The organism is Streptomyces coffeae, from assembly GCF_016741875.1.
Taxonomy (GTDB): domain Bacteria; phylum Actinomycetota; class Actinomycetes; order Streptomycetales; family Streptomycetaceae; genus Streptomyces; species Streptomyces coffeae.
This window is the reverse complement of record NZ_JAERRF010000011.1, coordinates 118,195-132,902: the sequence shown is the minus strand read 5'-3', so window position 1 is coordinate 132,902 and position 14,708 is coordinate 118,195. Positions and strand designations below refer to the sequence as shown.

14 protein-coding genes are annotated in these 14,708 nt (G+C 71.7%); 9 read left to right on the top strand and 5 right to left on the bottom strand.

The features are described 5' to 3' along the window. Positions 1–17 precede the first annotated feature (17 nt). Complete coding sequence (gene mfd / locus JK363_RS20705) at positions 18–3,554, bottom strand: transcription-repair coupling factor (protein ID WP_201876453.1); 3,537 nt, start codon at positions 3,552–3,554, stop codon at positions 18–20. A 196-nt stretch (positions 3,555–3,750) separates the two neighbouring features. On the opposite strand from mfd, the gene JK363_RS20700 reads away from it, so the two are divergent. Genes JK363_RS20700 through JK363_RS20665 form a run of 8 tightly spaced genes read left to right on the top strand, consistent with a single transcriptional unit; the run spans position 3,751 to position 7,236 of the window. Further along, complete coding sequence (locus JK363_RS20700; RefSeq protein WP_201876452.1) at positions 3,751–4,080, top strand: gas vesicle protein GvpO; 330 nt, start codon at positions 3,751–3,753, stop codon at positions 4,078–4,080. Positions 4,081–4,118: 38 nt separating this feature from the next. After that, positions 4,119–4,601 (top strand): gas vesicle protein GvpJ, encoded by a 483-nt coding sequence (gvpJ, locus tag JK363_RS20695; RefSeq protein WP_201876451.1) that lies wholly within the window; start codon positions 4,119–4,121, stop codon positions 4,599–4,601. 3 nt (positions 4,602–4,604) lie between these two features. Next, entirely contained in the window at positions 4,605–5,366 is a 762-nt protein-coding gene (locus JK363_RS20690) for a GvpL/GvpF family gas vesicle protein (RefSeq protein WP_201876450.1), read from the top strand. Next, entirely contained in the window at positions 5,354–5,611 is a 258-nt protein-coding gene (locus JK363_RS20685; protein ID WP_201876449.1) for a gas vesicle protein GvpG, read from the top strand. Before JK363_RS20690 ends, JK363_RS20685 begins: the two co-directional genes overlap by 13 nt. Continuing rightward, positions 5,608–5,949, top strand: coding sequence for a gas vesicle protein (locus tag JK363_RS20680; RefSeq protein WP_201876448.1), 342 nt, complete (start codon positions 5,608–5,610; stop codon positions 5,947–5,949). Before JK363_RS20685 ends, JK363_RS20680 begins: the two co-directional genes overlap by 4 nt. Further along, positions 5,946–6,740: a GvpL/GvpF family gas vesicle protein gene (locus JK363_RS20675; protein WP_201876447.1), complete on the top strand. Its 795-nt coding sequence runs from the start codon at positions 5,946–5,948 to the stop codon at positions 6,738–6,740. Before JK363_RS20680 ends, JK363_RS20675 begins: the two co-directional genes overlap by 4 nt. Next, a complete protein-coding gene (locus tag JK363_RS20670; RefSeq protein ID WP_201876446.1) occupies positions 6,737–6,961 on the top strand; it encodes a gas vesicle protein in 225 nt (74 codons plus the stop codon). The genes JK363_RS20675 and JK363_RS20670 overlap by 4 nt, the downstream gene beginning before the upstream one ends. Continuing rightward, positions 6,958–7,236, top strand: coding sequence for a gas vesicle protein K (locus tag JK363_RS20665; protein ID WP_201876576.1), 279 nt, complete (start codon positions 6,958–6,960; stop codon positions 7,234–7,236). The genes JK363_RS20670 and JK363_RS20665 overlap by 4 nt, the downstream gene beginning before the upstream one ends. 76 nt (positions 7,237–7,312) lie before the next feature. Here the strand turns inward: JK363_RS20665 and JK363_RS20660 are convergent, their stop codons facing one another. The 4 genes from JK363_RS20660 to JK363_RS20645 form a co-directional block, all read right to left on the bottom strand. Beyond that, on the bottom strand, positions 7,313–7,729 hold the full coding sequence (locus JK363_RS20660) for a VOC family protein (protein WP_201876445.1): 417 nt from the start codon (positions 7,727–7,729) through the stop codon (positions 7,313–7,315). Positions 7,730–7,843: 114 nt separating this feature from the next. Next, complete coding sequence (locus JK363_RS20655; RefSeq protein WP_201876444.1) at positions 7,844–8,830, bottom strand: aldo/keto reductase; 987 nt, start codon at positions 8,828–8,830, stop codon at positions 7,844–7,846. 198 nt (positions 8,831–9,028) lie between these two features. Continuing rightward, complete coding sequence (locus JK363_RS20650; protein ID WP_201876443.1) at positions 9,029–11,608, bottom strand: ABC transporter permease; 2,580 nt, start codon at positions 11,606–11,608, stop codon at positions 9,029–9,031. Next, positions 11,605–12,393 (bottom strand): ABC transporter ATP-binding protein, encoded by a 789-nt coding sequence (locus JK363_RS20645; RefSeq protein ID WP_201876442.1) that lies wholly within the window; start codon positions 12,391–12,393, stop codon positions 11,605–11,607. Before JK363_RS20645 ends, JK363_RS20650 begins: the two co-directional genes overlap by 4 nt. A gap of 453 nt (positions 12,394–12,846) precedes the next feature. Between JK363_RS20645 and JK363_RS20640 the strand changes: the two genes are divergently transcribed. Further along, positions 12,847–14,439, top strand: a complete 1,593-nt coding sequence (locus JK363_RS20640; RefSeq protein ID WP_372444817.1) for an MFS transporter — start codon at positions 12,847–12,849, stop codon at positions 14,437–14,439. Positions 14,440–14,708 lie beyond the last annotated feature (269 nt).

Below are 14,708 nucleotides of genomic sequence, written 5' to 3'. Positions count from 1 at the left end.
TTCGCCGCGCCGCGTGGTCAGGAGCCCAGGATCGTGGTGAGAAACTCCCCGGTCCAAGCCAGCAACTCCCGCCCCACCAGCGGCTTTCCGCCGATCCTCGCCGTCGCCGGCCGGGGCACCAGCACCTGCTTGGTGGCGGGCTTGATCACCGCACGGGGGTGGAGCCGCTTGAGCCGCAGCTCCTGCGACTCGCGCAGCTCCACCGGGCTGAAGCGGATGTTGGCGCCCTGGAGGGTGATGTCGCTGACCCCGCAGGCCCGCGCCAGCAGCCTCAGCCCGGCGACCAGCAGCAGATTCTCCACCGGCTCGGGCAGCTTGCCGTAGCGGTCGGTGAGCTCCTCGCGCACCGCGCGGATGTCGTCCTCGCTGGTGGCGGCGGCGATGGCGCGGTACGCCTGGAGCCGCAGCCGCTCGCCGGGGGCGTAGTCGTGCGGGACGTGCGCGTCGACCGGCAGCTCGATCTTGACCTCCAGCGGGGCCTCCTCGACCTCGCCGCCGCCCGCCTCCAGGGCCGCGCGGTAGTCGGCGACGGCCTCGCCGACCATCCGTACGTACAGGTCGAAGCCGACGCCCGCGATATGGCCGGACTGTTCGCCGCCGAGCAGATTGCCCGCGCCGCGGATCTCCAGGTCCTTCATCGCGACATACATACCGGCGCCCATCTCGGTGTGCTGGGCGATGGTGGCCAGCCGCTCGTGGGCGGTCTCGGTGAGCGGCTTCTCCGGCGGGTAGAGGAAGTAGGCGTAGCCGCGCTCGCGGCCCCGGCCGACCCGGCCGCGCAGCTGGTGCAGCTGGGAGAGGCCGAAGTTGTCACCGCGCTCGACGATGAGGGTGTTGGCGTTGGAGATGTCGATCCCGGACTCGACGATGGTCGTGGAGACCAGGACGTCGAACTTCTTCTCCCAGAAGTCGACCACCACCTGCTCCAGCACGTTTTCCGACATCTGGCCGTGGGCGGTGGCGATCCGCGCCTCGGGGACGATCTCGCGGAGCCTGGCCGCGGCCCGGTCGATGGACTCCACCCGGTTGTGGATGTAGAAGACCTGGCCCTCGCGGAGCAGTTCACGGCGGATGGCCGCGCCGATCTGCTTCTGCTCGTAGGGGCCGACGAAGGTCAGTACCGGGTGGCGCTCCTCCGGCGGGGTGGTGATCGTGGACATCTCGCGGATGCCGGTGACCGCCATCTCCAGGGTGCGCGGGATGGGGGTGGCGGACATGGTCAGCACATCCACGTTGGCCCGGAGCTTCTTCAGCTGCTCCTTGTGCTCGACACCGAAGCGCTGCTCCTCGTCGACGATGACCAGACCGAGGTCCTTGAACGTGGTTTCGGAGGAGAAGAGCCGGTGCGTGCCGATGACGATGTCGACCGAGCCCTCGCGCAGCCCCTCCAGGACCGCCTTGGCCTCGGTGTCGGTCTGGAAGCGGGAGAGCGCCTTGACGACCACCGGGAACTGGCCGTAGCGGTCGCCGAAGGTGCCGAAGTGCTGCTGGACGAGGAGGGTGGTGGGCACCAGCACGGCGACCTGCTTGCCGTCCTGCACCGCCTTGAACGCCGCCCGCACCGCGATCTCGGTCTTGCCGTAGCCGACGTCGCCGCAGATCAGCCGGTCCATCGGAACCGACTTCTCCATGTCCTCCTTGACCTCGCCGATGGTGGTCAGCTGGTCGGGGGTCTCGGCGTACGGGAAGGCGTCCTCCAGCTCCCGCTGCCAGGGGGTGTCCGCGCCGAAGGCGTGGCCGGGGGCGGCCATCCGCGCCGAGTAGAGCTTGATGAGGTCGGCGGCGATCTCCTTGACGGCCTTCTTGGCGCGCGCCTTGGTCTTGGTCCAGTCGGCGCCGCCGAGCCGGTGCAGGGTGGGGGCCTCGCCGCCCACGTACTTGGTGATCTGCTCCAGCTGGTCGGTGGGGATGTAGAGCCGGTCGCCGGGCTGGCCGCGCTTGGCCGGGGCGTACTCCACGACCAGATACTCACGGGTGGCGCCCTGGACGGTGCGCTGCACCATCTCGATGTAGCGGCCGACGCCGTGCTGCTCGTGGACGATGAAGTCGCCCGCCTCCAGGGTGAGCGGGTCGATGGTCTTGCGGCGCCGGGCGGGCATCCGGGCGCCGTCCTTGCCCGCCGCCTTCTGCCCGGACAGATCGGTCTCGGTGAGCACCGCCAGCTTCAGGGCGGGGTCGACGAAGCCGTAGTCGATCGAACCGCAGGCCACATGGACCACGGACGGGGAGATCCCGTCGAGGTCCGCCTCCAGCCGGGCCGCGATCCCCTCGCCGCCGAGCACCTCCACCGTGCGGGAGGCCGGGCCGTGGCCCTCGGTGACATAGATCGCGCGCCAGCCGTCGGCGAGCCAGCCCTTGGTGTCGGCGAGCGCGCGGGCGGTGTCGCCGCGGTAGCTCTCCGGGGCGTGCATACCCAGCTTGAGGGTGGCATCGTCCAGCTCCTCGTCAGCCGCGAAGGGGCTCACCGACCACCACATCATGCCCAGCTCACGAGCCCGGTCCCGGACGTCCGCCAGACCCCACAGCGAGGCGGCGCCGACATCGATCGGGGCCTCGCCCCCACCGGCCGTGGCCGCCCAGGACGCCTGGAGGAACTCCTGGCTGGTGGCCACCAGGTCGGCCGCCCGGGTGCGCACCCGCTCCGGGTCGCAGACGACGGCCATGCTGCCCGCCGGGACGACGTCCAGCAGCAGCTCCATCTCGTCGACCAGGACCGGGGCCAGGGACTCCATGCCCTCGACCGCGATCCCCTCGGCGATCTTGCCGAGCAGCTCGCCCAGCTCGGGGTGGTCCTCGGCCAGCGCCGCGGCCCGCTGCCGTACGTCATCGGTGAGCAGCAGCTCACGGCAGGGCGGGGCCCACAGCCCGTGCTCGGCGACCTCCAGGGACCGCTGGTCGGCGACCTTGAAGTAGCGGATCTCCTCGACGTCGTCGCCCCAGAACTCGATCCGGAGCGGATGCTCCTCGGTGGGCGGGAAGACGTCCAGGATGCCACCGCGCACGGCGAACTCACCGCGCTTCTCGACCAGTTCGACCCGGGAGTAGGCGGCGGCCGCGAGCCCGTCCACGGCCTCCTCCAGATCGGCGGTCTGCCCGGCCCGCAGACTGACCGGCTCCAGCTCGCCGAGCCCCTTGACCTGCGGCTGGAGGACCGAGCGGACGGGAGCGACCACCACGGAGACCGGACCGGCCGCCGGGTCGTCCGCACGGGGGTGGGCCAGCCTGCGCAGCACGGCGAGCCGGCGGCCGACGGTGTCCGAGCGCGGGGACAGCCGCTCGTGCGGCAGCGTCTCCCAGGACGGGTACTCCACCACCCGGTCCGGCGGCAGCAGCGAACGCAGCGCGGCCGCGAGGTCCTCGGCCTCGCGGCCGGTGGCGGTCACCGCCAGCACGGTGCGGCCGGTCTCGCGCGCCAGCGCGGCGACGGCGAAGGGCCGGGCGGCGGGCGGGCCGACCAGATCGACATGGGGGCGGTTTCCGTCGGCGGCGCCGCGCACCGCCTCGGCGAGCGCGGGGTCCCGTACGACGGCGTCGAGCAGACCGGTGAGGCTCATAAAGGGGTATTCCATCCCGGAGGCGGACAACGCGAATCACCCGACACGTGACACGGGCCGGGGGTCTTCCAGAGTACGACCACCCGCCGACACCGGTGGCCGGGTCCACCCCCGCCCCGGCCCCGCGGGCCCCGGTGCCCGCGTCTGGCCCAGTTCAGCGCGCGCCCGCGCACGGTGTGTGACCAGACTGATGCACATGGCAGAGCGAGAACGCCGTACGACCGCCAAGGAGCCGGACCGGCGCACGCCGACGAGCCGACGCTCCCGGGAGACCGGCCCCGAGGAGGCGGCCGGACGGGCCTGCGAGCGGCTGGCCGCATTGATCTCCCATCCGCCCGAGGGGGTCTCCGCCGTATGCCGGGAGGAGGACGGCTGGCGGGTGAACGTGGATGTCCTGGAGGTTGCCCGGATCCCCGACACCACCAGCCTGCTCGCCACGTACGAGGTGAACCTCGACGGCCATGGCGAGCTCCGCGAATACCGGAGGGTCCGCCGCTACCGGCGCGGCGCGGCCGACGACTGCTGACCCGCAGCGCGCAGCGCAACCGAAGGGACGGTCCGATCATGGTCGCCACCTACACCGACGAGGTCGTCGTCATCCCGCGGGCGGGCACGCTCTACGACGTCATGGAACTCATCCTCGACCGCGGCATGGTGATCGACGTCTTCATCCGGGTCTCCCTGGTCGGTATCGAGATCCTGAAGATCGACGCCCGGATCGTGGTCGCCAGCGTGGACACCTATCTGCGCTTCGCCGAGGCGTGCAACCGCCTGGACCTGGAGTACGACCGCAGCAAGACCGTGCCCGAGCTGTTCGGCGGCGGCGGCGGGGGCAAGGGCGTGGCCACGAGCCTGGGCAAGCGGAAGGCCAAGAAGGCGGTCGGGTCGGTGGGCGAGAAGGTCAAGAAGGCCGTCGGCGCCGGTGATGACGAGGACGAACACCACCACGAGGACGAACACGACGAGGACGACGAGCACGCGTACGCGGAGTCCCGTCCCCGCAGACGGCCCACGAGCCGTTCCCGCCGCCGTTCCGAGGAGGACTGACCGATGGCCGCCGCACCACAGCCCACGCCCGGGAGCACCGCAGCGGGCGTGTACGTCTACGGCGTGGTCCGCGCCGGTCATCGGGTGCCGCCGGGTCGCACCGGGGTCGGTGAGCCGCCCGGCCGCGTCGGTACGCTGCCCGCCGGTGAGCTGGCCGCCGTCGTCGGCGACGCCCCGGACCGGCTGCGCGCCAAGCGCCGCGACCTCCTGGCCCACCAGGATCTGGCGCTGGCCCTGGCGGCGGACGGCCCGGTGCTGCCGATGCGCTTCGGGATGGTCGCCCCCGACGAGGAGTCGGTGCGGCGGCAGCTGCTGTCCTCGCAGGAGGACTGTCTGGCCGCGCTGCGGCGCGTCGAGGGCCGCGTCGAGATGAACGTCAAGGCGATCCCGGCCCAGGGCGACCTGGAGTCGCTGGTGCGCGAGGACCCGGAGGTGGGCCGCGCCCGGGCCGCCGCCCGCGGCGCCCCGGGCTACGAGGCGAGCGTCCGGCTCGGTGAGGCCGTGGCGCGGGGGCTGGCCCGCCGGGCCGCCGCCGTGGCGTCCGGGGTGGTGACCGAGCTGTCCGCCCTGGCGGAGGCGCGGGTGGCCGGACCCGAGGTGCCCGGCTGTGTCCTCAACGCGTCCTTCCTCCTTCCCCGGAGCGCCACCGGGCGCTTCGGGGAGGCCGTGGGGCGGCTGGCGGCCCGGCACGGGACCCGGGTCGAGCTGCGGCTGACCGGCCCGCTGCCCTGCTACAGCTTTGTGGAGGGCGCATGGGCATCCTGACCGAGGTGGTACTGCTGCCGCTGGCGCCGGTGCGGGGTGTGGTGTGGGTGGCGGAGCAGCTGCGGGACGCCGCGGAGCGGCAGCTGCACGATCCGGCGGTGGTGCGCGCCCGGCTCGCCGCGCTCAACGAGGCGCTGGAGAGCGGAGAGATCGGCCCCGAGGAGTTCGAACGTGAGGAGGACCGGCTGCTCGATCTGCTGGAGCGGCGTGACTCCGCCGGTCCGTCGGGGGCGAGGCGGCCGTGACCGAGCTCGACACGAGGTGGGAGCGGCCGGAGCCCACCGGTCCGGCCACCTCCAACCTCGCCGACATCCTCGAACGCGTCCTGGACAAGGGCATCGTGATCGCCGGGGACATCAAGATCGACCTGCTGGACATCGAACTGCTCACCATCCGGCTGCGGTTGTTCGTCTCGTCCGTCGACACCGCCCGCAAGGCGGGGATCGACTGGTGGGAGACCGACCCCGCGCTGTCCTCCCGCGCCGCGCACGACGCCCTGGCAGCGGAGAACGCGCAGCTGCGCGAGCGGCTGCGGGCGATCGAGTCCGCCGAGTCCAACGGGGCCGACAGGAGCACGGCATGACGATGATCCAGGACACCGCCCTCACCTATGTCTTCGCCGTCTGCCGCCCCTCCGGAGAGCGGACGGCGGCGGCGCTCGGCGGGCTGGCCGGTGTCGGCCCGCCCGCCCCCGTCCGTACCCTCGCGATGGGTCCGCTGACCGCCGTGGTCCAGGACGTCCCGGCCGCCGACTACGCCGAAGAGGCCCTGCGGCAGCGGCTGTCCGACCGCGCCGAGCTGGAGCGCTGCGCCCGCGCCCACCATGAGGTGATCACGGCGGCCATGGCCGCGGCACCGACCGTTCCGCTGCCGCTGGCGACCCTCTACCGCGGTGATGAACGGACCCGGGAGGCCCTGCGCGCACGCGAGGACTCCCTGCTCACCGCCCTCGACCGGATCACCGGCCGGGTCGAGTGGGGAGTGAAGGTCTACGCCCTCGCCGGACAGCCCGCCACCCCCGCGTCCGCCCCGGGCGCCGCGGCGGCCACCGGCCGCGCCTATCTGGAACAGATCCGCAGCCGCCGGCGCGGCCGGGAGGAGCGCCAGGGCGCGGCGCTCCGGGCCGCCGAGCGGGTGGACACCGTGGTGCGGGGCCTCGCGGTGGCCGCGCGGCGGCTGCGCCTGCACGGGGCCGAGGTGACGGGCCCGCGCCGCACCCATGTGCTCAACGCGGCGTATCTCATGGACCGCGGGCGGGAGCGGCAGTTGCGCGCCGCGCTCGCCTCGCTCGGCCGGGACGAGGAGGCCGTCGAGATCGAACTGTCCGGCCCCTGGGCCCCGTACTCCTTCGCCGACGGAGGTACCCCGCCATGACCGTCGCCGCCTGGGGTTCGGCCCCCGCCGAGGCCCACGGGCCCATCGGGGTACCGCTGGTGGATCTGCTGGACCGGGTGCTGGCCACCGGGGTGGTGGTCAGCGGTGACCTGGTGATCGCCATCGCCGAGGTGCCCCTCGTACGGCTGTCCCTGCACGCCCTGCTGTCCTCGGTCAACGAGCGCGTCGCCGCGCCGTGGACCGACTCGGGCCCGCTGTGACCGGCGCCCGGGTCGATCTCGACCAGGAGGCGATGGGCCGCGATCTGGTGGCGCTCGTCCTCACCATCGTGGAGCTCCTGCGGCAGCTGATGGAACGCCAGGCGCTGCGCCGGATCGACGCGGGCGATCTCACCGATGAGCAGGTGGAACGGATCGGCACCACCCTGATGCTGCTGGACCGGCGGATGGCGGAGCTGCGCGAACAGCACGGTCTGGAGCCGGAGGACCTCAATCTCGACCTCGGCCCGCTCGGCACCCTGCTCCCCCGGGACTGAATCCCGCCCCGGCGTGCGCCGGTCCGCTCCCTCGTCGGCGGACCGGCGCCCGCGGGTCAGGACGGTTCCCCGGTGCTCACTCCTCGCTGACGACCATGATCGCGTTCCCGTCGGGGTCGCGGAACGAGAACATGGGCGGCACAGGAGCGCCCCAGCGCATGACCTCCGGGTCGGTGTCCACCCCGGCCTTCCGCAGCGTGGCGTGGTCGGCGTCGATGTCCTCGGAGGTGAGGATGATGCCGGTCTCGGTGCTGGGCCCGGAGCCGGAACCACCGGCGTCCTCGCAGTTCTGCGGGAGCACCAGCGCGATCCCGGCCCCGCCGCCCGACGGCCCGACCTCGATCCAGCGGTGGCCCTCCCCGAAGGGGATGTCGGCACGCTTGTCGAAGCCGAGCGTGCCGAGGTAGAAGTCCAGCGCCCGGTCCTGGTCGGTGACGGTGACGGCCACCCGGCCCAGCTCGCTGAGCCGGGTGCCCTTCGTGGTCTCAGTCATGGGGAACCTCCCTGGTGTGCGGCTTTTCCCTTAAGACCGCGGGGCACCGGAGAACTCATCGCTCGCGGCGAACTCATTTTCCGGCCGGTTCCCCCTTCCCCTCGGGCCCGGGACTCAGCCGTCGACGAAGCGCAGGGAGCTGTCGTCGTAGCGGTTCCCGGCGATCTCCTGGGCCGGTGCGGCGGCGTCGATCGCGGTGAGCTCCTCGGCGGACAGCTCGATGTCCAGCGCCCCCAGGTTCTCCCGCAGATAGCTCTCCCGGCGGGTGCCCGGGATCGGCACCACGTCCTCGCCCCGGTGCTGCACCCAGGCCAGGGCGAGCTGACCGGCGGTGACGCCCTTGTCGGCGGCCAGTTCGCGCAGCCGCTCCACGATGGCCAGGTTCCGGTCCAGATTGCCGTCGGCGAACCGGGGCTGGCCGCGGCGCATGTCCTTCTCCTCCAGCGCGTCCAGCGAGCTGATCCGGCCGGTCAGGAAGCCGCGCCCGAGCGGCGAGAACGGCACCAGGCCGATGCCCAGTTCACGGCAGACCGGGGCGATCTCCGCCTCCAGGTTCCGGGTCCACAGCGACCACTCGCTCTGGAGCGCGGAGACGGGGTGGACGGCGTGGGCGCGGCGGATGGTGTCCACGCCCGCCTCGGAGAGCCCGAGGAAGCGCACCTTGCCCGCCCGGACCAGCTCGGCCATCGCGCCGACGGTCTCCTCGATGGGCACGTCGGGGTCGACGCGGTGCTGGTAGTAGAGGTCGATGTGGTCGACACCGAGGCGGCGCAGCGAGGCGTCGCACGCCTGCCGTACGTACGCCGCGTCGCCCCGGATCCGGGTCTGCTCGCCCAGCCGGTTGGCGAAGCCGAACTTGGTGGCGATCACCGCCTGGTCCCGGCGGCCGGCCAGGGCCCGGCCGATCAGCTCCTCGTTGTGCCCCCTGCCGTAGTAGTCGGAGGTGTCCAGAAGGGTGACGCCGAGGTCGAGGGCGCGATGGATGGTCGTGATCGACTGCTGGTCGTCGGACTCGCCGTAGGTGTGGCTCATCCCCATGCAGCCGAGCCCCTGCGCGGAGACGTTCAGGGAGCCGAGAGTGCGGGCGGGAAGCGGGGTCATGGGTGTACCTCCTGGAAGCGATGCTCCTCGCGGTCGTGTCGATCACGCTAGGAGCTGGAGCGCACTCGAAGTCAAAGACCGGGAAAACGGCCGCGACCCGGCACGGTGTGCACCCCCGAGAGCACACCGGGCCGGGTCGCCATTGCCCCTCGCCCGGTACGTCCGAGGGGCGGGTCCTGGCTGACCTTCCGTCGCTTCCTACTCCGTGGCGATGGCGTTCAGGACGTTCATCCGGGCCGCGCGGAAGGCCGGGATCAGCGCCGCCACCAGGCCCACCACGGCGGAGCCGATGAAGACCGTGAGAATGGTCGGCCACGGGATCTCCAGGGTCTTCAGCCCCTCGAGCGCCAGCAGCTTCTGCGCGGTCGCGCCCCAGCCCATCCCGAGCCCGAGGCCCAGCAGGGCGCCGAAGAGCGCGATGACCACGGACTCCAGCCGGATCATGCGGCGCATCTGGCGGCGGGAGAGGCCGATGGCGCGCATCAGGCCGATCTCACGGGTCCGCTCGACGACCGACAGGGCCAGGGTGTTCACCACACCGAGGATGGCGACGATGATCGCCAGGGCGAGCAGACCGTAGACCAGGTTGAGCAGCTGGCCGATCTGGTCCTCCATCATCTTCTTGTAGTCGGTCTGGTCGCGGACCTGGATGCTCGGGTACTGCGCCAGCTGCTTCTTGAGCGAGGCGTACGCCTGGTCCTCCTGGCCGTCCTTGGCCGTTCCGAGGACCATCATGTCCGTCGGGATCCGGTCGGCCGGGACATAGCGCTGGACGGTCGCGATGCTGAGGTACATCGCCCCCTTGTCCAGGGAGGTGTCGTCCGAAGTGATCGCGGCCACGGTGAGCTTGGCCTTCCGGCCGTGGTCGAAGGCGACGGTCACCGTGTCGCCCTTCTTCACCTTGTGGTCCTTGGCGAAGCCCTCGGGCAGCGACATGGCGTTCTCGCCGTAGGCGTCGCCGAGCGAGCCTTCCACCACCGGGCTCCGCAGATCCTGCGCGTAGGTCGGGGTGGCGGCGGACAGATCCTTGCCGACCGTCTTGCCGTCCGGCAGCGTCAGCCGGGCGTTGTCGATCACCTTCAGATGGCTGATGTGGTCCAGGCCCTTGGCCTTCTCCATCGCCTTCTCGATCTGCGGGGTGATCGGCTTGCCGGGGCCCTTGGGCTGGACGATGAAGTCCGCGCCGACCGACTTGTCCAGCTCGTCGCTGGCCGAGGCGACCATCGAGGAGCCGACCACCGACAGACAGGCGACCAGGGCCAGACCGATCATCAGGGCCGCGCCGGTGGCGCCGGTCCGCCGCGGGTTGCGCAGCGCGTTGCGCTCGGCCAACCGGCCGACCGGGCCGAAGATCCGCAGGATCACGGCGGCGAGCACCCGGATCACCAGACCGGCCAGCAGCGGGCCGATCACGATGAAGCCGACGAGGGTCAGCAGCACACCCAGGCCCAGGAACATCGAGCCGTCGGTCGCCTTGTCCGCGCTGCCCGCGGCGAACAGGGCGACGGCCCCGGCCGCGGTGAGCACGGTGCCGATCACGGCGCGGATCCGCCCGGCCTTGGCGTCCGCCGGGGTACCGGCGTCGCGCAGCGCCGCCATCGGGGAGATCTTCGACGCCCGGCGGGCCGGGATGTACGCGGCGATGACGGTGACGACGATGCCCACGCTGAGACCGACGACGGGCGTGGCGGGCTTCACCGTCAGCTGGTCGGTGCTCAGATGCAGACCGGCGCTGCCCATGATCTTCATCAGCCCGACCGCGAGCCCGACACCGGCGAGCACACCGAGGACCGAGCCGATGATGCCCAGCAGCAGCGCCTCGATGAGCACCGAGCGGTTGATCTGCTTGCGGCTGGACCCGATGGCCCGCATCAGCCCGATCTCCCGGGTGCGCTGGGTGACCAGCATGGAGAAGGTGTTGACGATCAGGAAGATGCCGACCAGGACGGCGATACCGGCGAAGCCGAGCATCGCGTACTTCATGATGTCGAGGAAGGAGCCGATGTCGTCCTCGGCCTCCGCGCTGGCCTCGGCCTTCGTCTGCACCTTGAGTCCGGTGCCGAGCTCGGCCAGCACGTTCTTCTTCAGCTGGTCGTTGCTGACGCCCGGCTGGGCGGTGAGCGCGAAGCTGGTGAACGCCTCGGCGCGGCCGAGCAGCAGCCGCTGGGCCGAAGGGGTGTCCAGGTAGAGCACGGTGGAGCCGGGGTTGGTCACCTGGAAGGTGACCAGACCGACGACCTTGGCGCGGAACTCGCCGGGGATGCCGATCACCCGCAGCTCGTCACCGATCTTCACCTTCTTGGACTTGGCGGTGTCGGCGTCGAGCATCACCTCGGTGGGACCGCGCGGCGCACGGCCGGAGGTGAGCTTCACCGAGCGGTGCTCGGTCGGGTCCCAGTTGGTGCCGATGGTGGGGGCGCCGGAGCTGGGACCGATGTCCTTGTTCTTCTTGTCGACGACGGTGATCTTCTGGCTGGTCGCGTCGCCGGCCACCGACTTGACGCCCTTGATGCCCTCGATCCGCTTCTTCTCGGCGGCGGGCAGCGTCTCGATCCGGGTGCTGGTCTGCGCATCGTCGCCGTTGTTGGCGTTCTTCGGGCTGACCGTGACATCGGAGGAGGTGGCCGCGAAGAGCTTGTCGAACGTGGCGTTGGTGGTGTCGGTGAAGACGAGGGTGCCGGAGACGAAGGCCACCGACAGCAGGACGGCGATGGCGGAGAGCGCCATCCGTCCCTTGTGCGCGACAAAGTTGCGCATCGAGGTCTTGAGGACGGTCATGACACCCGCCCGCGCGCGTCGAAGTGCTTCATGCGCTCCAGGACCAGTTCGGCGGTCGGGTTGTGCATCTCGTCCACGATCCGGCCGTCGGCCAGGTACAGCACGCGGTTGGCGTAGGAGGCGGCGACCGGGTCGTGGGTGACCATCACGATGGTCTGGCCCAGTTCGTCCACCGAGCGCCGCAGGAAGCCCAGGACCTCGGCGCCGGCCCGCGAGTCCAGGTTTCCGGTCGGCTCGTCACCGAAGATGATCTCGGGCCGGGCGGCCAGCGCACGGGCCACGGCGACGCGCTGCTGCTGACCGCCGGAGAGCTGGTTCGGCCGGTGCTTGAGCCGCCCGGCGAGGCCGACCGTCTCCACCACCCGGTCCAGCCAGGCACGGTCCGGCTTGCGGCCCGCGATGTCCATCGGCAGCGTGATGTTCTCTATCGCGTTCAGCGTCGGCAGCAGGTTGAACGCCTGGAAGATGAAGCCGATGCGGTCCCGGCGCAGCTTGGTGAGCTTCTTGTCCTTGAGCCCGGTGATCTCGGTCTCGTCGATGAAGATCTGGCCCGAGGAGACGGTGTCCAGCCCGGCCAGGCAGTGCATCAGAGTGGACTTGCCGGAGCCGGAGGGCCCCATGATCGCGGTGAACTGACCGCGGGCGATGTCCACGTCCACATGGTCCAGCGCGACCACCCGGGTCTCCCCCGAGCCGTACGCCTTGACCACCTGTCGTGCGCGGGCAGCGACGGCCGTATGTCCCCCGCTGCCCCCGGTCTTGGGAATCGATACAGCCGTTGTCACGGTGACTCTCCTCGATATGTGTGGGCGATCCCGGTTCCCTGATCGCTCGCGGCATCCAGCCTGCCGAGTCCGGGGAACCGCCGCGATGGTGCCTGGCTCCGTGTTCGCGGTGGGGGCAGCCCCACCCCCGTGGTTGCGCTGCCCGTAGCAACACTAAAGAGCGGATGGGCCCGCCTCCTCCTCCGCCGGAACGAGCCACGGGTAGGAGGTACGGGTGGACACCCCCTAAGGGTCTAAGCCCTGAGGGGGAGCCGGTCTCCGGGTCGATCCTGCACCCTGCCCCTGGGTGAGGCTCAATTCCGGGGGTGCAGCAGCCGTATGCAACCTTCCCCCGTGCTGTCCCGGCATGGAAGGGTGGGTCGTACAAGAATTCCGGACGTCAGCCGGGCGCCGGAGCTCGGCCGGACACCGGAGGGCGGCCGGGCGCGGTCCGGCGGAAGGGAGTGCGCCACGGTGGGCGGCACCGCACGACGGCCAACGGACGCGGAACCCACTCCTCCGGCCTCCGGAGCGGCCTCGGCGACACCACCGAGCGCCCGTGAGCGCCGCCCGGTCGTCGCCGCCCTGATGCTCGCTATGGCGCTGGCCGCCCTGGACTCGACCGTCATCTCCACCGCCGTTCCGCAGATCGTCGGCGACCTCGGCGGCTTCTCCGTCTTCTCCTGGCTGTTCTCCGGCTATCTGCTCGCCGTGACCGTCACCCTCCCCGTCTACGGCAAGCTCTCCGACACCTTCGGCCGCAAACCGGTGCTCCTCGCGGGCATCGTCATCTTCGTCTCCGGGTCGCTGCTGTGCGCCGGGGCCTGGAACATGGCCACCCTCATCGCCTTCCGGATCGTCCAGGGGCTGGGCGGCGGGGCGCTCCAGGGCACCGTCCAGGTGATCGCCGCCGATCTCTATCCGCTCAAGGAACGCCCGAAGATCCAGGCCCGGCTCTCCTCGGTGTGGGCGGTGTCCGCGGTGGCGGGCCCGGTGATCGGCGGAGTGCTCGCCGGATACGCCGACTGGCGCTGGATCTTCCTGATCAACCTGCCGGTCGGGGCGCTGGCCTGGACGCTGATCGCCCGTCATCTGCACGAGCCGGAGCGGCCCGCCGGGCACCGGCCGCGGATCGACTGGGCGGGCGCGCTGGCCGTCTTCGCCTCCGGCGGACTGCTGCTGACCGCGCTGGTCCAGGGCGGGGTGGCCTGGGGCTGGCTGTCGGCGCCCTCGCTGGCGCTGCTGGCGGGCAGCGCGGTGTGCGGGGTGGCGACCGTGGTCATCGAACGGCGTGCCGCCGAACCGATCATCCCGGGCTGGGTCTGGCGGCGCCGTACGATCTCGGCGGTCAATCTGGCGTTCGGCGCGCTCGGACTGCTGATGATCGCCCCGACGGTCTTTCTGCCCACCTATGCCCAGTCGGTGCTGGGGCTCGGTCCGATCGCGGCCGGGTTTGTCCTCTCCGTGATGACGCTGAGCTGGCCGATCTCGGCCGCGTGCAGCAACCGGGTCTACAACCGCATCGGCTTCCGGCGCTGTGCGATGACCGGGATCGGGGTCGCCGCGCTGGTCCTGGCCGCCTTCCCGTTCCTCCCCTACCCCGGGGCCGCCTGGCAGCCGGCGCTGATCACCCTGGCGCTGGGGGCGGCCCTCGGGCTGTTCCAACTGCCGCTGATCATCGGGGTGCAGTCGTCCGTCGGCTGGTCCGAGCGCGGTACCGCGACCGCCTCGATCCTCTTCTGCCGCCAGGTCGGCCAGAGCGTGGGCGCCGCGCTCTTCGGCGCCGTCGCCAACGCGACGCTGGCCTCACGGCTGACCGAGGCCCCGACCGCCATCCGGACCGGGCTCCCCGACGACCTCGACGGGGTCTCCCACGCCCTGGACCACCCGGCGGCCCTCAGCGACCGGGCCGCGGACTATCTGCGCCGGGCGGTGGACACCGCCGTCGACCACGTCTACCTGGGCGCCGCCGCCGCGGCACTCCTGGCCCTGCTGGTCCTCCTCTTCCTCGCCCCGCGCACCTTTCCGGTCCCCCCGGAGCGGGAGGCCGCGGAGCGCGAGCCTTGAGCGGCGGGCAGCGGGCGGGCGTCGACCGGCCTGGTGATTGGTGCGACCCGTCGCCGAGAGGCCGCTGAACACCCCCCGCTCGGGGCAGCCGTACCGCGCGCAGGCTCTGCGGCCCACGGCCACCGGAGACGAACGGAACGCCGTCGCGCCAGATCCGATGGTCGCGTCGCCCTGACCGCGGCTCGAGGCAAAGCGGCCCGGCCACCAGGCCGTACACCCCGCGCACCACCGCGCGAAGGGGGGAACGCCCCGCTACGCCCCCGGCAAGG